We start from the raw sequence: 21,218 nt of genomic DNA on the forward strand, positions 1-21,218 counted from the left end.
ATCATCCAGAACTGTTTCCACCAGAGCTCTTCCTGATTCTACTGTACGTCCACCTTCACGATATCAGACCAATGTATTGCGGTGTGCAAATGGTGATTTTTCATGTGATTCGTGTGGAAAAATCCACATTTTCCTCTGTGTTCGTGTGGTTTATGGGGATTTTGTTATTATGGTGTTATCATTCTTCTTTTTCATTTTTTTTATTTTTTATCTCGTTTATTGCCTTTTTTACAACATTCTTTACTGAATTCCCTTCATATTCATTAAACAATAACTTTTTATAATTTTCTTGTGTTATCTCTTTTTCTTTCACCTTTTTCCCTTTTTCATCCAAGCCCAAATTCTTCCAATACAATATTTCTTCTTTTTCAATATCGAAAAATATAATCCTGTTATTAGCAATTCCCATATGATAATATTCAATCAAAACATCAAACATAGCATCTACATAATAATGTAAGTTTCCCAAAACAATTTCCAAATAAGGCATATGCTCTCCATTATGAACAATCATATTTCTATTTCGATATATTCTCATAATTTGCCATTTTAGTTTTTCTTTATGTCTCATTAATTCTTCAAAAACTGTTTTTGAATTGCAAAATATATGTTTTGAAAATAATTCCATACGATATTGTAAAATTGGATATTCCTCTAACATATCCTTTAATTCATTATAATTCTCCTCTTGCGCTTTTAATCCCAATATAAATGCTAATTTCATAGGATTTTGTTCGTTTTCTTCTATTTTATCAAAAAACTCTTGCCCTTGTTTACCCAATACAGTTAATATATCCTTACATAATTGTTCCATTTGGTTATACATATATGATCTATTCAAAATACTTGTCAAAATATTGCAAACAACATTTATTTTATCTTCATCACCTGTTCTGAATCCAACCAAAGTTTCCACCGCAGTCCACAAATCTAACAATTGATTGGTTGCTTCTTTACTATCCAATGCACTATTATGTAAACTTACTGCTCTAAAAAAAGATTCTGGCGGATTAACATTATTCAACAGCTGATCATCAAAAAAATATGATTGTATTTGTGACTCATTATTGGCCCTTAACAATACATTCTTTTCATTCTTAATAACACTACTCGAAAGTATATTTAGTTCATCATCAACCTGACTAATTTGCGCTGTTCCTTTAATATATATTGGTCGATGATGTTGACTAATTCTGTGTAGACCAACCACCGTATTAATATAACTATATGCTTTTTCAACAGCCATGTAACTATCTATATCTTCTACAAGTAACTCAGCCAGCATGTCTCCATTATGTTTTAATCCTAGATCTTTTTTCAATTCTTTTGATGGTTTTTTGACTGTAATATTTTTTGTTTGTTTCAAAATTCTAGAGGTTTCCGCATTTATTCCAAAAATCACCTGATATGACTTTTTCTCAAACAAAAATTTATTGAAAAAGTCTATAAGTTCTTGTTCACTTCCCGCAATTGTTTTTCTTTTATCCAAAAAGGTATGTTTCAGTTCATGACTTATATATTCCGGACTATATCCACCATTAACAAGCTCAGTTGCCAATATTCTAGTTGCCATATATATTCTTTGTAAAACTTCAAAATTTACATTATCAGAAAATATATTTTCAATTAAAACATCATATATTGTATGCAGATATACATTATCACTAATCTCGCTTATATATTCCGCTGCCTCTGTATATTTATTAATTTTGGCCTTATAGTCAAATTTTGTATAATCTACATAATTTTTTAATTTATCCCTTTTCCCCAAGAGCATTTCCTTAGCTGGCAAAAATTTTTCTAAAACCATGTCATGTTTAATGGCATTTTCAAATTCTTCACTTAATGGAATAAAATTTCCTTCTGTTATTGCTTTTTGTTCAATATTCTGCTTTGTTCGTAATAAATCATAGCATAAATAGTGAGAATTTAGTGCTGGTAATTTATAAGACTCAAAAGAATAATAAAATAAAACTTCCTCCAATGTTTGGACAAACATGATAAATTTATTTCTATTACATGATTTTTTTATATTATTGTATTCTGATTTTTTCATACAGTTTCTCCTTTATCATATTTCAACCCTTGCCAACTATTTTCTTCTTATCTCGGTCCCATAAATTTGTCACCATTCAAATGTATCATATGCTCTGGCAATTCAGATAAACTGATTTCTTAATGTCTACGAGACCTTAAATGTGTACTGGCAATCTAACTTTTATTAATTTTCAATGTACCATCCTCCAAAAAAGGTTTTAGTTTTACAGATCTTTCAAAGAGTCGATCTGAATGTCACTAGTAATCTTTGGTGTGTATATCATAATAAATTCCTCCACGAGGATTTATTATAATGTGATTTTGTACATTCTTAAATGATCATTTTTGTACATTCTTATGTTATCATTTATAACTTAATAATATTGCAAGCAGAGTGAGCCGCTATAATACCTGCAAGTTTACTCGCGTAATGATACCGGATTTCTTAATGTCTGCGGGACCTTAAATTCTTAGTCATATTTGATATTAAGTTTCTCCTTAAAAAAATATTAAGCTTCAAAAAATTGCATCCCGTATCCTTCATTTTTTTGAATATATGAAAGCAATTTTTTATCAAATCTTTTATTCATATATTCAAAGATTGCTGGACATACCCAGTATTGACTTCCTTCAACTAGTTGTATTCCCATTTCTAAGGCATCAACATAATCTGAAGAATGACATTTGGTACTATCTATCATTATCAAAACACTTAAAAATATATCTACAATATTATTCATAGTTTCTATCAATTCTTTATCCTTTTCTGTTTTTCCTGGATGTACATAATTATCCGTTAAATATTTCTTTCCATTAGAATGAACGTAATTATTCAATTTTCTATTTTCTACTTCCCATTTATCCGCAAGAAAATATTTAAATATATGCTCCACTTTTTTATTATTAATTATTAAGTATGATTTATACTTAGATGTACCAAAGAATTTTTTCTATCCTTTATATTTTCTAAATTATCTAATTCATCATAAATCCATTTTTCCATCGCTAGTTCTGCTTTTAATTTTCTTTCTCCGTTAATAAGAATTTCAATATTTTTATTTATTACTTTTAATATAAATTCTGGTTCTAAAGGATATTCTTGAAATTCTTTATCTGATAAACCATGTTTATTCTGTATTACGTTTAAAATAAACAAATATTGCATTAAATCATCTCTAAACTTTCGTATTAATGTATACCCATCTGAATATGCATTTCTATCACAACAAAAATCTATTACTTCTATTGTTTTTAATACCGACATCATTGTTTCACAAGATATTGTATTTGCACCATTCTTTCCATAAGACAATTCTATTGATGAAAATGTATTATTTGATAAGCAATTAAAAATATGCCAAATATTTTCTATGTCTTTATATTTAAAATTATAACTTATATCTTTTAATTCCATATATCCTCCAATAATAATATTTGTTATTCTAGCTCTGTGATTTCTTAATGTCCCTTATTAAATTCTTCTATCAATTTCTGAAATTCTTCTAACGACATCATGCTATACATTCTTTTCCAATACTTTTTTTGGAAAATTACTATTTTATGTACGGAAAATCTACAATTTTTTATTATCAACCAACGATGTTGCTTTTTAATTTTTTTATCGTTTTCCTCTTTTAATGACATTCTACAAAACAACATCTCATACTTAGAATATAACTCAAGAGCATATTCTAAAGGTATAATTAATATTAAATAAATAATTGGAATCATAAAACCAATTAAGGAATCAACTATATTTAATTGTTTATATTCTTCCATTCCAATTTTTATAGTTTTATACAATATCCAAAATCCACCTATTGTTAATACAGTTTCCAATAATTTGCGTATTTTTTCATATTCTTTACTTTTTTCCAAGAACATATTTATTATTGATATTACTGTAACTATCGGAATAATAGCTAACTCAATCCAAATGTTAAATGTAAATGTGCTCATAAGAAATTCAATAAAAATTGATGCTTTTACATTGTCCTTTAAAATCTTACTTATATAATGCTCATCTGCTTCTGTCATAATAGCGTTCACACAATACATTAATCCTGAAAAAATAAACCAAACTACAATATCCTTTATATAAATATTCTTCCAGAATGGCATATTATAAAATATCAAAGTTATTACTAATACATAACCAATACTGATTAACCAAAGTATACACAATCTTTTAGCAAACATGGATTTTATAACCTGCCTAAATGATTCTCTAATACTTTTTTGACTTATCATAAACACAAAAATAATAAATCCCCAAATTACTGTTGCCTATTCTCTTGTTGACAAAATATCCATTTCTCTTTCTCCATTCTACTCAGTTTAATGTGAAATAGTCCTTATGCTTATGAAATTATACAGCAAAAAAATATACTCAAACATTAAATTTTTCTTTACGTGCTTTGTCCTATTTTATCTAAAGAAATCCATTTTTATACATAATATATAACCTATGCGATGCTGCTTTTATTTTACGAGTACTGATGATTTATAAAATTTCTTAAAATCTTATAGCCTTTAATGTCATGACTATTAATTATCTTCAAACACCACTCCAAATAATTCTTGTAAAGTTTTTTGAAAAGCTTCTCTATACAATTTTAGAAATTCTTCATTATATCTTTGTTTTAATTTCCCATTTAACAAATTTTTTATAAGTTCCGAAGCTTCTTCATCTGTTCTCGCTATTAAAGGAATATATAAATAGTTAGTTTTTGAAAATTCCATAACAATTTGGGCTATAAACTCTTTATCAACATAATATTGTAGTAATATAGCTGCAACATTAACATTAGAGATCTTTGCCTTATCTGCAATTTTTCTAAAAAATAAATCGTCGCATAGAAACGTCGCCTTTTCTTTCTCGCACAAAATAAGTGCATCCAAATGAATCCTATGTAATCCTATTGACGAAACTAACTCTTCTCCATTTAGATCCCCACCTATTGTATAACCTATCCTATCATCGTCGTTTATATTATATTGTCGACATTCAGCACAAAAATCTATAATTCTTTCCCAAATTTCCACATATGTAACATCATAAGGTATAATTGTAATTTTCCCACCTATTGTTACTAATTTTCCCTCGGAAACATTTTCTCTTCTCTTCGTACTGGAATATCTCTCCTGAAAAAATAAATTATAGCTATCAGGTATAATCAATAAACTTTTTATTTTATCAAGAATATTAAGTAAATTCATTGAACTCAAAAGAACCAAAGTCGATAATGATGGTACATAACATGAAGCTCCTTCTTTTTTATAGATGGGATATCCTGTATACATCGCTTGATCCTTACCATAAAGCAAGAAATTCAATGCATCTATATATTCATCATAATTTCCATTCACAAAAGAATCAATTGGTAACCCTATATTGTTTTCCTTAAAATGATATAAGTCAAGAAGATTGTTCATATATTCTGAACGATCCGTCAGCTCTTTTATTTGATTTATCATATCTTCGGGATCTTCACTAGAAATCATATGTACTACACCTTCAAACTTTTCAGGATATTCATTTATTTTGTTAAATACAAAAGCTGCTGCTTCATTCATACGATTTTTTATTTGAATAATTTTATAACTTACACCGTCAATTTTTAATATTTGATTCAAACCACTTCCAATCAGTTTGATATATAGTGGCATTTTTCTATTTACATGTCGAATATCAAGACTACAATTATCCCCGTCACCAAATTCGCTTTCTGAATCAAGACATATCTCTATCGTTTTAGCATTTTCTATCCCTGTTATTAAATTCTCCTTTAAAGTTACCACAGTATTTGGTGCAACACTTTTTATATCTTCATCTAAATGATAATGACTTAAATTATGACTATAAAATCCCAAATACATTTTATAAATATTAAAATCATCTTCACCGTCAAGACAATATAAAGCCTTATACGCATATAAATCAGCCTCTGCTGTTTTTCCTAATCTAATCATTGCTAAAGCAAGTGTCATACAATGCAACGGTTCCTCAGATTTTCGTAATATATCTATATACGGCATATAAACATTTTGGTCTGTCTCATTACGTTCAAATAACATATTAATAATATTACATGCTACACTTTCTTCATGAGAAACATCAAACAATTCTTTTGCGTATTTCAACATGCTAAATTTTTTTTCTTTTATTCGTGCACACAAATATTTAATCTGTAAAAATCCTTTCCGTAAAATATTTTGTTTCAAAAATCTATCTGCTATTTCTTCCACAGAATCCAATTGATTAATCCTTATTAAGTTTTTTTTATAATTATTACATACATCAAACAAAAATTTATAAATATTAATTAAAACAGAACGATTAATTTTACTCATATTATCAATATAATTTAATACAAGCTGTAATTCATTCAATGCATGCCCTTTAACAAGTATATATATAAGTTCTGTTTTTTCCGGTAATGATAAATTATCAATTGATCTACGATTTATCATAACTTTCCATTTTGGAAAAATATTATCTTTAATTAAGTTTATATCCTCAATGCCTGAAGCAATTGATATAAGATCTTGAATATTATTTTCACAAAATTTGATATAGTCAACTATTTTTTGTTCATAAATCTCCCTATTAACATGATACAATGCAGTAAAATAAAGACTATTAAGTTTTACACTTCTAATATCTTCAATAGTATTTTCAAAAACGGCTATTGCTTCTTCATAACTACCTGTAAAAATTTTGCAAATCATATATCTAATAGCAACCGACTCTTCTATTTCCCAATTCAATGTTTCATATATATTAACTGCCATATCCATATTACCATTTAATTCTAGACATAATCCGTAGAAAAACTTAACTGAATTATCATTTTTTACAGAGTCTTGTTGTTTTTCATATTCTACAATTGCATTCTCCAAATATTCTTTATCATTTAAACCAATATTATACGCTGTTTCCAAGCGAAGAAGCTCAACCATTACCTCATTTGCAATATATTGCTCTGTCTCTTTTAATGAATCAAGTATATTAATTAATTCAACTAATCTTTCAGCATTTTCGATTCCTTCTAATCGCCACTGCACATTAATCTTTTTAATTTCAGCAAATGAAACATAAATTAAATATTGTTCTGTGTGCTTTTTTTGATATAAATCATTTAATATATAAAATGATTCATCATATTTCTGCAAATTGAATGCCGTAAGCCCATAATATAATCTAATAGTATCTGTTACTTCTAATGATTCATCTGAAAGAATCTCTTTGCACAACGAATATACAGATGCCCATAATTGAACAGAAAACATTTTATCAATAACAAGCAACTGTATCTCTATACAATATTTGCCTAATGAATATGCTTTTATAGGTTCCGGATTTTTTAAATAATTTTGAACCCATTCAACATCTGATTTAATATTGTCTGAAAAATTTTCCATGTATTCTTCTACTGATTTACCGTCATGTAAATCATCTAGTGCTTTATAAAAATATAATGTTTCAGAACCTTTTACACCTTCTAAATTATATATAAAAATATTTTGCAGTTCCACTTTAAGCTTGGTAAAATTCATTTCAGCAATATACGCTTTACAAGTTTCTATCTTTTCCAAAACAAGACTCTCTAACAAACGTAAGTCTATTTTTTTATTTGTTTTAATATTATCTTGATTAAAAGAAACTTCTCCTCCATCATGCACTACTATTCCCGCATATATTTCGCTAATTGTTAGATCATCTGGTCCCTTTCTTTTTAAGAAAAAATAATTTGCAATATCTTTATGTCTCGCCACCATATCTAACAATTCTGTATTAGATATAGGATAAATTTCTATTCCAGCATCTTGAAGTATTTTTTCTATTGATTTAAAAGCTTTTGAACTCGTATTAATTGTCTGATTGCAGAATAAATATATTACATCCAATTTTCCTTCATAATATTCTATAGCTTTTTTTGATGATTCTCTTATTTGAGAATAACCTACTCTATTTTCAAAATATTTCGACTGAAAACTAATTTTTCTTCTTTTAACATAATCATCTCGTTTTTTCTCTATAACTGGAATAATTTCAACTCCTGGATGATTACTATCTGAATGAAGTATCGTGTCTTTTTCAACAAATTCTCTTTGAAACAAACGTCTAGTTAAACTTTCAAAATTTGTTGTTACATCATCATTACACACAGCAAACTGTGCCCATGTAATATTAGGATAATGCTTATCTTCTACCGCCATGTGTAAAATCCTCCTATAATTAATTTTCACAATCTTTATATACAAAAAGTATATTGCATAAAATTATTTTTATACAATATACTTTTTGTTTGATTTTAATTAATAGTAATCTGTCTTGCACGTATTATATATTTATAAAAATCAGCTCGTGAACATTTGTTCTTTTTTATTATACCAAATTACACCTTTAATTTCAAGCTTAAGATTTTAAACTTAATTTATGAGCCCTCATAGTCTAGCTAACGCAGCAATTTCTTTTCTTTCCTTGTCATTTAATTGAAAAATTAAATGATATACTTTCATTGTATTTTCTGTTTCTGGAACAATGTGTTCACTAATAATCATTAAAGTATTCTCCCCTCCAATTCTTTTAATTTTGGTTGGCTGATAGGTTCCTTTCATCCTCTTCAAATCATTTTCTATTTTATCAAATCCTTCTTTTAAAGACATCTTTCTATTTAGAGATAATGTAATTCCAAATTTAAAATCTTAATTCAAATATCCCATTAACTGTTCATATTGTTTTGTAAAATTTTCAATATATTTATTCTCCAACACAGCATAATCTGTAACATACCCATCTTTCTCTGCGTATATATATAAATCTGTCTCTCCTAATTTTTTATTGGCTCGTCCAATTGTAAATTCACGTGCAATCAATACATTATATTTACTATTCAAAGGTCCAGTAACAGCATCTTGAATATCCGCTGTAATTTCCACCTCATCTCTTTTTTCAAAATGTACAATTCTTTTTTGAAAACGTTTAATCACCGAGATTAATTCCATTACTATTTTCTCTGATAACGAACTACAGAAATCACTATTTTTCTCATATCTTTTTTCTAAATATCTATCTCTCAAATCACATTCCATCAAATCAAGATAATCATCAAGGTTAATCTGAAAAGCCATTTCTAATAACTTTGGATTATTAAGATATAATAGTACCATATCATTCAATTGTTCTGGTAAAAAATCATGATTTTGAAAACATATATTATAATATTTTTGAAAATCTTGTATCCATTTTAAATTTTCTTGTCCATCATCATTATCCAAATCTTTTATAAGGCTATCATCTACAGGGTTTATTATTAAGTCATCCTCATTATCTGCACATTTTTCCCACCAATCTAATATTGAATATAATAAATATTCATATTTAGGCTTTATAAAATCTCTAATATTTGTTGAACAAATAATCTCATATAATTCATAAACTGAATTTCTACATTCTTGTGGTTTCCTCATAAGATAATCCCTTGGAAAAAATCCATCCAGGTCAAATTCTTGATCTAATTCAAGAATATCTAATAATGACCTTACTATGTCTCGCAAATTACTATTAACATACTTCGTTATTCTCAATCCAAGATCAGATAAATTCTCATAGTCTACTATATCTATTTGAATCAAACTACTCACCCTTTCTTAACAAAAATCGTCTATCTACTTATTTATATACATATTCATCTGATTATTTTATTCCTTTTGGACATTTCTTAATTCCATCAATCAACCCAACATCTGCTGGCAACCATTCAACATCCATCAATTCATCCTTCCCCAACCATCGAGCAGCCTCATGTTCTTTCAAAACTAAGTTTCCACTAACTACAGAACACCAATAACACCCCATAGACAAATGAAAATCCGGATAATTATACTCTATTGTATCAATCAATTCTCCAACTTCAATCTCTGTATCCAATTCCTCCACAATCTCCCTCTTCAAGGCTTCTTGTGGCGTTTCTCCTTCTTCAATCTTTCCCCCAGGAAATTCCCATCCACCTTTAAGATCTCCATAGCCTCTCTGTGTTGCAAATATTTTATCATTGTCTCTTATAACTGCTGCCACTACTCTAACTGTCTTCATTTTATTTTCCTCTTTATTCACTCGTAATATATTCATATAAATCTTCTCTCACTGGTACATCTAATAACCAAAGAATTTCAACCGCTGTTTTCTCTGTATTAGGCATTATAAATTCTTGAGCTTGTCCTGTTGCTGTCATTCTTCCTAAATAATAAAATTCTTTTGAGATCTTATCATCCTTATTCTTACGGACAAACAATTGAACATCTATACCTCTTTCTTTTGCATGAAGGAAATTTTGTACATCTTCTGATTCTAAACTCCTTCCACTCTTAGAAATTGCAATTAATTGATTCTGATTGACAAAATGATCTTCATATTTTGTTGTGTCGCTAATATTATCTGCTTTATCATAATTGATAAATACTGGGAATGTTTTTGTTTTTTTATCGAATTTATATCCACCAATATTTAATGGAACTTCACCATTCTCCCAATTTAAAAGACGACATACATCTTCATAAGTATATTTTTGATATAACACTAGATCTGTATCTTGATATGGATCACTATAATCACGTTCATATCTTGATTTCCCAAACTGAATCAAATCTTCTAAAAGATTTGTAAATTCCATATTTTCTAATACTTTTTCAAAAGATTTACTAACACTATATTCCTTATATCTTGATATCCAATTTCGTGAATATGCGATCGCTCGTGTCTCCGTTTTTTTGTACATATGATCTGTTTGCTGCTTTTCAAATATTTGTTGATCTTCTTCCTGTTCCATAAGAATACATTCTTTATATGTCTTCTTTCCAGAACCTGTTGGAAATTCATTTGTCATTACATTTATGATATTTTGAATACTCTCATCTTTTAATATTATTTCATATCTTTCTTTTAAATTATTTTGCAATCTGCCGATCAATCCATGCCTATATTCAATCATCAAAGATAATAATTCTAATTCATGTATTCTTTTCCCATTTGCAATTTTCTTTGAAATAAATTCTATTATTTTCTCTTCTTTATCATTCAATCGTACCGTATACTCTTTTTCATATTTAACCAAAAACTTATAATATGAGCCAAGATTACTATTATCAAAGATTCTACATACGTCCATCTCGCCATACTGTTCAAATTCTGCCAACTTAGGAATACGTCCCAATTTATTTTTCAAATTAAAATAATTTTCCTTAATTAATTTTAAATCACTAAAATTAGCAGCATCAATCGCTTTATAAATCTGCTTTTTACTAATTTCATCAAAATGTATTGTAGAACTACCTGGAATAATTCTGCTTCCCTCCATTATATAACGTCGTACATTATCCTTGTTATAACTACGATCCCCAGACAAAGCAATCGGTATCATAAAATTATTCTTATAATTTCCAATAAAATCAAGTATCACCACATATTCTTTGTATTCTGCTTTTCGAAGTCCTCGTCCTAATTGCTGGATAAATACAATCGGTGACTGTGTTGGTCTTAGCATAATTACCTGATTAATTTCTGGCACATCAACGCCTTCGCTGAAAATATCTACAGATAAAATGTAATCTAACTCATTGATATCCTCATTAACTAAACGTTCAATCGCATCTCTTCGAACTTCTTCTGAATCTGCGCCACTTAATGCTAATGTACGCCAACCATGTTCATTAAACTTCTTTGACAGTTCATTTGCTTCTTCAATTCTACTACAAAAAATCAGACCTTTTACTCGATTACCACTGTAACCATAATATTCTGCCTGTTCCATGACATATTTTACACGATCATCTGAAGTTAAACGTCTAAAATTCTCTAGTTTTTGCTCTTTTGTCATTTTCTTATCATTGACTATCGTATCATCAATAATTTCTAAATCGGTAATTCCAAAATAGTGAAATGGGCACAATAAATCCTCTTCCATTGCTTTTTGTAATCGAATCTCGTATGCAATGTTGTGATCAAAGATCTCATAAATATTACGACCTTCTATATGATCATCTCTTTTATCAGGTGTTGCTGTCATTCCCAGTGTAAATTGTGGAGTAAAGTAATCCATAACTTTTTTATAGCTATCTGCTGAGGTATGATGAGCTTCATCATAGATGCAACATTCAAAATGATCTCTTGCAAATCTTTCTAAATTTTCTTTTTTAGACAATGTCTGTACTGTTGCAAAGATAAAATCCGCATCATAATCATGAGATTTGCCAGTAACTAATCCCATTTTAACAGACGGTCCAAAAACCTTTTGGTATGACTTTAATGCTTGTTCTGCGATTTGATTTCTATGTACTAAGAATAAAACTTTCTTATATCCTAACTCTCGGACAGCAAATGCTGATGCATAAGTCTTTCCGGTTCCTGTACTAGATAATAGTAAAGCCTTTTCTATTCCTTCTGAACTCATCTTCATAAGATTATTAATAAAAGCTAACTGCATCTTATTTGGTTTTAATTTATAGCTTTCGAAATCAACAATTTGTTCTTTTGCTGCTTGTCTTTGTTGCTTTTTGATAATTTGATTTTGTAAATATTGCCCTTTATAATCATCAATGAATTCTTCATAGTATTGACTATTTGGTGACATCCATAAATTCTTAAATTCATTTAAAATTTCTTGTGCAACTTCGCCTTGTTCTGTGGAAACTATCTTTGTATTCCATTCTCTATTTTTTGTAATTGCACTGGATGTCATATTGGAACTTCCTATAATAATTCGATATAATTCATCTTCACGGAATATATATCCTTTTGTATGGAATCCTCCAACCTCAAAATTCGTTCGAAACATTTTTAATTCAATGTTTTTCAGTTGAGCTAATCGCTCTAATGCTTTTGGCTGACTAAATGTTAAATAGTCTGTCGTAAGAATTTTCCCTGGAACTCCTTTTTGTTCTAGTTCTTTTAAAATCATAGATAGAGATTCAAATCCACTATCAGTGATAAATGCTACACTGATAAAAAATTCATCACATCGTTTTAGCTCTTGTTCCAAAGAAACAAGAACTTTCTTTCCCTGTTTATGGTCATTATATATAAATTCCGGACGATATGCTAAATTTGAATTATTGGATTGATTTATAAATGCAGTTGTTAACCCTTCCATTAACTCATTAGATTTTGAATTCTCCATGTACTTTCCTCTTTTCTTTAAAAACTAATCTTATTATACTATGATTAACCTCGATATTCTATAAATTTATTTTCATAAAAAATACTGCCACATGAAAATGCGAACAGTATTTTACGATTTATTTTTAATTCAATTTTTACTACTTTTTAAAAGCTTTACTAATTACCTTTCCCATCTTTTCTTCATTACTATCTATGCCATACTGTATTTTATTCAATAAATCTTCCATTAGTTTCTCTATTTCCATTGCATTTGTTGAAAGCGAACCGTCAATATTTGACCCGTCAAATTTTTCTCCATAAAGATTTCCTTCTTTAATTGAATTTAACCTTCTTTTTATTTCACTTATTTCAGAATTATATCTTTCCAATATATCATATCCTAATTGATCTTTTTTATTCATAATATTCTCCTTCTATATCAATATTATTTACTAAATTTTATAATTTATACTTTAAAATTCTATATATCAAAAAGGACATACACCTAAAATACAAGGATATATGCCCTTCAAACACTCACTAAAAAAATATCAAATTAACTCTAACAAAGAATCAATCAATTATTTCAACTGAGCAGCAACCTCAGCCGCAAAGTCTTCTTCTTTCTTTTCAATACCTTCACCAGTTTCAAAACGAACGAATCCTTTGATTGTAACATTAGCTCCGTTTGCTTTAGCAACCTGTTCTACGTATTTTCCAACTGCCTGTTTTCCGTCTTCAGCTTTAACGTAAGCCTGATCTAACAGACATACTTCTTTTAATTCTTTGTTCAGACGTCCAACGATCATCTTTTCGATGATGTTTTCTGGTTTGTCTGGGTTTTCGTTCATAGCCTGAACTTTTAAGATTTCTGTTTCATGCTCGATGTAATCTTTAGAAACTTCATCTCTGCTTGTGTATTTTGGAGAAATAGCTGCAACCTGCATTGCTACGTTTTTAGCCATCTCTTTGATCTCGTCGTTAACTACGTCTGTAGCAACTTCTACTAATACACCGATCTTACCACCAGCGTGGATGTAAGATGCAACAAATCCGTCTGCTGCAGATACTTTAGCGAATCTACGGATGTTTAAGTTTTCTCCGATAACGGCAATCTTACCATCTAATGCTTCTTTTACAGTTTTTCCAGCTTCTGCTTTAGATTCTTCTGCTAAGAATCCTTCGATATCAGCTGCTTTTGTTGTAAGAGCCTGATCAGCTACTTCTGCTACATATGTTCTGAATGTATCATTCTTAGCTACGAAGTCTGTTTCAGAGTTAACTTCAACGATTGCTGCTTCTTTTGCATCTTCAGATACTGCTACTGCAACAAGTCCTTCAGCTGCGATACGTCCAGCTTTCTTTGCTGCTTTTGCAAGACCGTTTTCTCTTAAAAATTCAACTGCTGCGTCCATGTCTCCGTCTGTGTTTGTAAGAGCTTTCTTACAATCCATCATTCCGGCACCAGTCATTTCTCTTAATTCTTTTACCATTGCTGCTGTGATAGCCATGATTCTTTTCCTCCTAAAATGAAAATGTGAATAAATTATTCAGCGTCTTCTGCAACTTCTTCAGAGTCTGCATCAATTCCCTGGTTTGCTTCGATAACTGCATCAGCCATAGCAGATGTGATCAGTTTTACTGCACGGATCGCATCATCGTTTCCTGGGATGATATAATCTAATTCTTCAGGATCGCTGTTTGTATCTGCGATTCCAACAAGAGGAATTCCTAAAGTATGTGCTTCCTGTACACAGATGCTTTCTTTCTTAGGGTCTACAACGAAGATCATGTCTGGAAGTCCACCCATTTCTTCGATTCCACCTAAGTTCTTCTGTAATTTGTCTTTTTCTTTGTTAAGTTCTAAAACTTCTCTCTTTGGAAGTACGTCAAATGTTCCGTCTTCTTCCATCTCTTTGATCTTTTTCAGTCTAGCGATTCTAGATTCGATTGTCTTGAAGTTAGTCATCATTCCACCTAACCATCTCTGGTTTACGTAGAACATTCCGCAACGTTCTGCTTCAGCCTGAATAGAATCCTGAGCCTGTTTCTTTGTTCCTACGAACAGAATCTTTCCACCCTGTGCTACACAATCTTTTACTGCGTTGTAAGCATCGTCAACCATTCCTACAGATTTCTGTAAGTCGATGATATGGATACCATTACGCTCTGTGTAGATGTATGGTGCCATTTTAGGGTTCCATCTTCTTGTCTGATGTCCGAAATGTACACCTGCTTCAAGTAACTGTTTCATTGAAATAACGCTCATTTTAAATCTCCTTTAGTTTTTGCTTCCGCTATTTTCATCGTTCTGACAAACCTCTTGGGCACTTACCAGAATTCCAATAGCGTGTTTATTTTTACCTATGACAGTATATCAAACCTTGTCCTTCTTTGCAAGAACTTTTTCTTTAATTCTAAAAGAATTAATCAAGCTTTGTGATCTCGTCAAATATAAAGTCATTCACTACCTTAATATATGTTCCTTTCATACCAGAGGATCTTGTCTCAACAACTCCGGCACTTTCTAGTTTCCTTAGTGCGTTTACAACAACAGATCTTGTGATCCCGAATCTGTCTGCGATCTTACTTGCAACTAAGACTCCTTCATTGCCTTCTAATTCTTCTAAGATATGGATCACTGCTTTGTGTTCTGTGAAGGATAATGTACTGATCGCGGAATCAACGATTCCTTTCTTTCTTCGTTCCTGTTCCACTTCTTCGCTTACAGATCTTAACATTTCAAGTCCGACAACGGTTGTTCCATATTCCGCTAAGATAATATCATCAATGGAATAATTTTCTCTCTGGCGGTACATAAATAATGTTCCGAATCTCTCTCCTGCGATATCGATCGGTGCGATGATCGCATAGTAATCATCAACGTCTGACTCAAATCCCAGTGTGGAAAGGCTGACATTTTCATTGGTGGAAAGAATCGTTAATAGTCTTTCATTTAGTGAAAAATCAACATAATCTTTAACATTTCCTGAGATCAGCTGATGAAGCACTTCGATGTGGTCTGCTTTATTTTTACCTAAGATCTTTCCTTTTTTACTGATGACAAGGACGTTTGAATTCATTACTTCTGTCAGAACTTTACAGATATCATTAAATACAACTTTCTGTGAATTGTTATTATGAAGTAATTTATTGATCTTTCTTGTTTTATCTAGTAATTGTATACTACTCATCTATATTTTTTCTCCTTATTTTGACACTGACTCCCCAGAAGTCTCTTTCTCTTTTGCATCTTCTGGCATGCTGCATACGAATCCACATTCCTTGCTAGAGCATACAAGCTTCTTACCTTTTTCGATCATATAGCTTCCGCATTTTTCACATTTGACTGTGGATGGTTTCTGCCATGACATAAATTCACATTCCGGATTATTTTCACATCCGTAATATTTTCTTCCTTTTTTCGTTTTCTTTAAGACAACTTCTCCGCCGCACATTGGGCATGGGATTCCGACTTTTTCAAAATGTGGTTTTGTATTTCTGCATTCTGGGAATCCAGGGCATGCAAGGAATTTCCCATATGGTCCGTACTTCACGACCATATTTCTTCCACATTCATCGCAGATAACGTCTGTGACTTCGTCTTCGATCTTGATCTTCTCTAATTCTTTTTCTGCATTCTTCACTGCGATCTCAAAGTCTGGGTAGAAGTTTTCAATGACAGATTTCCAATGGACTTTACCTTCTTCTACCATATCAAGCAGACCTTCCATCATCGCTGTGAAGTTCACATCGACGATACTTGCAAATGCTTTCTTCATCATGTTGTTGACTGCTTCTCCAAGCTCCGTGACATATAAGTTCTTCTTTTCTTTGACAACATAACGTCTTGCTGTGATCGTTGAGATCGTTGGTGCGTAAGTACTTGGACGTCCAATTCCAAACTCTTCTAGTGTCTTAACTAAAGATGCTTCTGTATAATGAGCTGGTGGCTGTGTAAAATGCTGTTTTGGTTCTAAATCATTCAATGTAAGTTTGGTATCTTCATCGATGGATTTTAACATTACATTTCCTTCGGATTTCTCGTTGTTAATGTTATATACGGATAGGAATCCATCGAAGGCGATCTTGCTTGCGGATGCATTAAAACGATAATCTCCGGCAGCGATCTTTACGGATGTATTCTCGTATTTGGCTGGTGCCATACGGCTTGCCATGAAACGGTTCCAGATCAGCTGGTATAAACGGAACTGATCTCTTGATAGTTCATCTTTGATGCTTGCTGGTGAGTTTGTCATGTAGGTTGGTCGGATGGCTTCATGTGCATCCTGTACTTTCTTGTCGTCTTTCTTGGCAACAGTTCCTGCTCCAACGAACTCGGCTCCATAAGCTTCCTTGATATATTCTTTCGCTGCTGCATCGGCTTCTACAGAGATACGTGTGGAGTCTGTACGTAAGTATGTGATCAGACCGACAGTCCCCTGTCCTTTGATATTGACACCTTCATATAACTGCTGTGCGATACGCATTGTTTTCTGTGGTGCGAAGTTTAACTTACTGGATGCATCCTGCTGAAGAGTACTTGTCGTAAATGGAAGTGGGCTCTTCTTTAATCGTTCTGTGACTTTCACTCCTTCGACGGTGAATTCTTTTCCTTTTAAATAGGATAAGATCTCATTCATCTCTTCTTCACTATGGATCTCGATCTTCTGTTCTTTATTGCCGATCAGTTTGGCTTCTAATGGCTTTTTGCTTCCTTTGACATTTAATAAGGCTTCTAAGGACCAGTATTCCTGTGGAATAAACAGGTTGATCTCTTCTTCCCTGTCACAGATCAGGCGTAGAGCTACGGACTGAACTCGTCCAGCACTTAAACCTCGTTTGATCTTTGCCCAGAGAATCGGACTGATCTGGTATCCTACGATTCGGTCCAGAACACGTCTTGCCTGCTGTGCATCGACTAAATTCATATCGATGTCTCTTGCGTGTTTGATGGAGTCTTTGACAGCTGTTTTTGTGATCTCATTAAATGTGATTCGGCTGTAGTTTTTGTTCTCCAGTTTTAATGCGTAATATAAATGCCATGAGATGGCTTCTCCTTCACGGTCCGGGTCAGTCGCGAGGTATACTTTGTCTGCTTTTTTTACCGCTTTACGAAGAGCTGCTAATACTTCACCCTTCCCACGAATCGTAATGTACTTTGGTTCAAAGTCATTCTCGATATCTATTCCTAAGGTACTCTTTGGCAGATCGCGAACATGCCCGTTGGACGCGATCACTTCGTAATTCCTGCCCAGGAACTTTTTGATTGTTTTGGCTTTCGCCGGTGATTCGACGATAACTAGATATTTTGGCATATAGTATTACCCCTTGTTTACATTTTTTTGATATATAAGTTCTGATGGATCTGTTTGATATATCCTTTCGCTTCTAATTGAAATAAAGCTTGGATCACTTCTTCATAAGAATCTTGGGATGTACTAAAGATCTCATCAATATATTTCGGTTTCAAACTCAACATATCATACACCCTTTTTTCTGCCTTTGCAAGAGATTTTGCACTATGCTTTGGAAATTTTCGTGAAAATCCCGTGAATTCTGAAAATTCTGTTAAAATATCGTCGACATTTTCAACTAATTTTGCTCCTTGTTTGATCAATCCATGACACCCTTGACAATGTTTGTCTGTGATCATTCCGGGAACCGCGAACACTTCTTTGTTCTGATCAAGCCCGCAATCCGCCGTGATCAGCGATCCGCTCCTTGCTCTGGCTTCTGTGACGAGGATTCCATCACTTAATCCACTGATGATTCGGTTCCTTTCTGGAAAATGCCATTTGAGCGGTTCACTGCCTGGCGGGTACTCAGAAATAACTGTCTGATTCGCATACATGTCATAAAATAACTGAAAATTTTCTTTTGGGTAAATGAGATCGATCCCACATCCTAAAACCCCAACAGCCTGTCCTTTTTTGTCGATTATTTCACGGTGAACCGTCCCATCTACGCCCCTTGCGAGTCCACTTACGATCTGTACACCTTGCTGAGCCAGCTCTTTTGCGAACTTTTTTGAGATTTCGAATCCATAAGTTGTCGGATATCTTGATCCAACGATCGCTATTGACAGTTCTTTTTCTTCATATGGCTGACCTTTTTGAAAAATCCCATACGGAGCATCGTAGATCTTCCTCAATCGATTCGGGTAAGCAGCTTCTTTTTGAATGATAAAACGAATATTTTCACGATACAAGGCTTCATAGCCTTTCTGAATTGCTGTTTCATCTCTGGAATGAACGAAACGATCGTATTCAAGTTGTGTCATGTGTTGTTTTAAGATTGCTGGGTTGATCTTATAGAGTTCTTTTGGATGAATGAAGATATCCATCAATTCTTTTTGCTTCTTGATCGGCAATCGGACTTTGCCGCATAGCCAGTACCAATATAATTTATCTTCCATATTCAAGCACCTCTTTGATAAATCCTGTATTTCTGAAGGTCATGGCTTCCATCAGGTGGATCGGTTTGATCTCTGATTCATTTTCCATAAGCATGATCGTCAGTGCTACTTTTAAAATCTTATCCATTCCTCGCCTTGTGATCTTGCCAGATCGATAGGCGATATCTAAAATCTCTTTGCATTCTTTGGATAAATGAAGGAGCTTGTTTAACTGTATGTGGCTTAAATGGCTGGTATCACTGCATTGATAGTTTTTTAATAACTTTTTTTCTCTTTGGATGGTTGTTTCGATGCGTTCTTTGATCTGATCGGATGTTTCTTGACTCTCTTTTTGTATCTTCTGTGTATCAGCCTCTTTTTTACTTAGACATAGGACCATGTCAAAACGGTCTAAGATCGGACCGGACAATTTCTTTAGATAACGCTTTTTTTCATGATAAGTACATCGGCAGATCCCATCTTCCAATCCATAACCACAAGGACATGGATTCATGGTGGCGATCAGTTGAAAGTCTGCCGGAAACTTGTGGTAGATCCCATTTCTGGTGATATCGATCGTTCCATCTTCCAATGGCTGTCTGAGTGCTTCGATACATTCTGTTTTAAATTCCATAAATTCGTCCAGAAATAAAATGCCATGATGTGCTAATGTGATCTCTCCTGCCGTCGGCGTCTTGCCGCCTCCAAGGAATGCAGCTTTCGGGATCATTGGATGTGGCTGGCGAAATGGTCTGGTATTGTCTTCTAAATACCGTGGAATTCCAGTGGCATCATAGATTGCCTGAACTTCCATCTTCTCTTCTTTTGATAGTTGTGGGAGAATGGTCGGGATCCTTCTGGCTGCCATTGTTTTTCCTGAACCTGGGGAACCAATGATCAATAGATGATGTCTTCCAGTGACCGCGATCTCCATCGCTCTTTTTAAATGTTGTTGTCCGATGATGTCACTGAAGTCTTCTTCTGACTCTTCCTTTTGATAAGTTGTTGCACTTCTGCAACTTTTTTGATGATATGTTCCATGAAAATAGTCCAGGACATCCTGTAAACTGTCCATAAATACCACTTCAATATCTTCAATCCCTCTTAGAGAATTCTCATCTTCACTTGCCGCAAAGAACTTGTGAATTCCTTGTTTTCTTGCTTCTAAAACGATCGGAAGGCAGTTTCCTACACCTCTGATCTTGCCGTTTAGTCCTAATTCTCCCATGATACAGATGTCATCTAACTTGCTTGCATCGATTAAATTCAGGCATCCTAAAAAGGCCACGGCGATCGGGAAATCGAACGCGGTTCCGTTCTTTCTTATATTGGCTGGGGATAAATTAACGGTGATCTTCATCGACGGTAAGGGATGGCCGATGGAGCGCAGTGCTGATGCAACCCGCTCTTTTGCTTCCATGGATTCTTTGGAAAGATAGCCTACCATTGTAAAATATGGCAGGCCGTTTCTGATCTCTACTTCTACGTGGATGAGCTTTCCACTCACTCCACTGACGATTCCTGTGATTACTTCCTGATAAATAATACTCAACTCCTTCTCTTCTCAAAAAGGAAGCTGGTTTCAAAATGATATGGTTAGTTTATCACAAAAGTAATATTTTT

General features: G+C 32.3%; 16 protein-coding genes. All 16 read right to left on the bottom strand.

Annotated elements, in window-relative coordinates:
* Positions 1 to 178: 178 nt before the first annotated feature.
* Entirely contained in the window at positions 179 to 2,056 is a 1,878-nt protein-coding gene (locus QUE18_RS07550; RefSeq protein ID WP_009204269.1) for a hypothetical protein, read from the bottom strand.
* A gap of 490 nt (positions 2,057 to 2,546) precedes the next feature.
* The gene (locus tag QUE18_RS07555) at positions 2,547 to 2,873 is read right to left on the bottom strand and encodes a hypothetical protein (RefSeq protein ID WP_040344461.1); all 327 of its coding nucleotides are present in this window, start codon (positions 2,871 to 2,873) and stop codon (positions 2,547 to 2,549) included.
* A 74-nt stretch (positions 2,874 to 2,947) separates the two neighbouring features.
* Complete coding sequence (locus tag QUE18_RS07560; RefSeq protein ID WP_009204271.1) at positions 2,948 to 3,451, bottom strand: hypothetical protein; 504 nt, start codon at positions 3,449 to 3,451, stop codon at positions 2,948 to 2,950.
* A 44-nt stretch (positions 3,452 to 3,495) separates the two neighbouring features.
* Positions 3,496 to 4,074, bottom strand: a complete 579-nt coding sequence (locus QUE18_RS07565; protein WP_242852745.1) for a hypothetical protein — start codon at positions 4,072 to 4,074, stop codon at positions 3,496 to 3,498.
* Between the two features lie 510 nt (positions 4,075 to 4,584).
* Positions 4,585 to 8,259, bottom strand: coding sequence for a hypothetical protein (locus QUE18_RS07570; protein WP_009204273.1), 3,675 nt, complete (start codon positions 8,257 to 8,259; stop codon positions 4,585 to 4,587).
* Positions 8,260 to 8,487: 228 nt separating this feature from the next.
* Positions 8,488 to 8,709 (bottom strand): hypothetical protein, encoded by a 222-nt coding sequence (locus QUE18_RS07575; RefSeq protein ID WP_009204274.1) that lies wholly within the window; start codon positions 8,707 to 8,709, stop codon positions 8,488 to 8,490.
* Positions 8,710 to 8,748: 39 nt separating this feature from the next.
* Positions 8,749 to 9,687: a hypothetical protein gene (locus QUE18_RS07580; RefSeq protein ID WP_009204275.1), complete on the bottom strand. Its 939-nt coding sequence runs from the start codon at positions 9,685 to 9,687 to the stop codon at positions 8,749 to 8,751.
* A gap of 52 nt (positions 9,688 to 9,739) precedes the next feature.
* Positions 9,740 to 10,138 (bottom strand): (deoxy)nucleoside triphosphate pyrophosphohydrolase, encoded by a 399-nt coding sequence (locus QUE18_RS07585; protein WP_040344474.1) that lies wholly within the window; start codon positions 10,136 to 10,138, stop codon positions 9,740 to 9,742.
* 13 nt (positions 10,139 to 10,151) lie between these two features.
* Complete coding sequence (locus QUE18_RS07590) at positions 10,152 to 13,217, bottom strand: DEAD/DEAH box helicase (protein WP_009204277.1); 3,066 nt, start codon at positions 13,215 to 13,217, stop codon at positions 10,152 to 10,154.
* Between the two features lie 139 nt (positions 13,218 to 13,356).
* On the bottom strand, positions 13,357 to 13,620 hold the full coding sequence (locus QUE18_RS07595) for a hypothetical protein (protein ID WP_009204278.1): 264 nt from the start codon (positions 13,618 to 13,620) through the stop codon (positions 13,357 to 13,359).
* Between the two features lie 159 nt (positions 13,621 to 13,779).
* Positions 13,780 to 14,709, bottom strand: coding sequence for a translation elongation factor Ts (tsf, locus tag QUE18_RS07600; RefSeq protein WP_009204279.1), 930 nt, complete (start codon positions 14,707 to 14,709; stop codon positions 13,780 to 13,782).
* Positions 14,710 to 14,744: 35 nt separating this feature from the next.
* On the bottom strand, positions 14,745 to 15,467 hold the full coding sequence (gene rpsB / locus QUE18_RS07605) for a 30S ribosomal protein S2 (RefSeq protein WP_009264260.1): 723 nt from the start codon (positions 15,465 to 15,467) through the stop codon (positions 14,745 to 14,747).
* Between the two features lie 157 nt (positions 15,468 to 15,624).
* A complete protein-coding gene (codY, locus tag QUE18_RS07610) occupies positions 15,625 to 16,392 on the bottom strand; it encodes a GTP-sensing pleiotropic transcriptional regulator CodY (protein WP_009204280.1) in 768 nt (255 codons plus the stop codon).
* Positions 16,393 to 16,407: 15 nt separating this feature from the next.
* Complete coding sequence (gene topA / locus QUE18_RS07615) at positions 16,408 to 18,516, bottom strand: type I DNA topoisomerase (RefSeq protein WP_009204281.1); 2,109 nt, start codon at positions 18,514 to 18,516, stop codon at positions 16,408 to 16,410.
* Positions 18,517 to 18,533: 17 nt separating this feature from the next.
* Positions 18,534 to 19,616, bottom strand: coding sequence for a DNA-processing protein DprA (dprA, locus tag QUE18_RS07620; RefSeq protein WP_009204282.1), 1,083 nt, complete (start codon positions 19,614 to 19,616; stop codon positions 18,534 to 18,536).
* On the bottom strand, positions 19,606 to 21,147 hold the full coding sequence (locus QUE18_RS07625) for a YifB family Mg chelatase-like AAA ATPase (protein WP_009204283.1): 1,542 nt from the start codon (positions 21,145 to 21,147) through the stop codon (positions 19,606 to 19,608). Before QUE18_RS07625 ends, dprA begins: the two co-directional genes overlap by 11 nt.
* Positions 21,148 to 21,218: the final 71 nt, after the last annotated feature.

Origin of the sequence: Anaerostipes hadrus ATCC 29173 = JCM 17467, from assembly GCF_030296915.1 — a bacterium.
GTDB classification, from domain to species: Bacteria; Bacillota; Clostridia; order Lachnospirales; family Lachnospiraceae; genus Anaerostipes; species Anaerostipes hadrus.

Bases quoted from the DNA above. Each gene is read 5' to 3' on its own strand.
- QUE18_RS07550 (WP_009204269.1), bottom strand. From the start codon at position 2,056: ATGAAAAAATCAGAATACAATAATATAAAAAAATCATGTAATAGAAAT.
- QUE18_RS07560 (WP_009204271.1), bottom strand. From the start codon at position 3,451: ATGGAATTAAAAGATATAAGTTATAATTTTAAATATAAAGACATAGAA.
- QUE18_RS07565 (WP_242852745.1), bottom strand. From the start codon at position 4,074: ATGACAGAAGCAGATGAGCATTATATAAGTAAGATTTTAAAGGACAAT.
- QUE18_RS07570 (WP_009204273.1), bottom strand. From the start codon at position 8,259: ATGGCGGTAGAAGATAAGCATTATCCTAATATTACATGGGCACAGTTT.
- QUE18_RS07575 (WP_009204274.1), bottom strand. From the start codon at position 8,709: ATGTCTTTAAAAGAAGGATTTGATAAAATAGAAAATGATTTGAAGAGG.
- QUE18_RS07585 (WP_040344474.1), bottom strand. From the start codon at position 10,138: ATGAAGACAGTTAGAGTAGTGGCAGCAGTTATAAGAGACAATGATAAA.
- QUE18_RS07590 (WP_009204277.1), bottom strand. From the start codon at position 13,217: ATGGAGAATTCAAAATCTAATGAGTTAATGGAAGGGTTAACAACTGCA.
- QUE18_RS07595 (WP_009204278.1), bottom strand. From the start codon at position 13,620: ATGAATAAAAAAGATCAATTAGGATATGATATATTGGAAAGATATAAT.
- tsf (WP_009204279.1), bottom strand. From the start codon at position 14,709: ATGGCTATCACAGCAGCAATGGTAAAAGAATTAAGAGAAATGACTGGT.
- rpsB (WP_009264260.1), bottom strand. From the start codon at position 15,467: ATGAGCGTTATTTCAATGAAACAGTTACTTGAAGCAGGTGTACATTTC.
- codY (WP_009204280.1), bottom strand. From the start codon at position 16,392: ATGAGTAGTATACAATTACTAGATAAAACAAGAAAGATCAATAAATTA.
- topA (WP_009204281.1), bottom strand. From the start codon at position 18,516: ATGCCAAAATATCTAGTTATCGTCGAATCACCGGCGAAAGCCAAAACA.
- dprA (WP_009204282.1), bottom strand. From the start codon at position 19,616: ATGGAAGATAAATTATATTGGTACTGGCTATGCGGCAAAGTCCGATTG.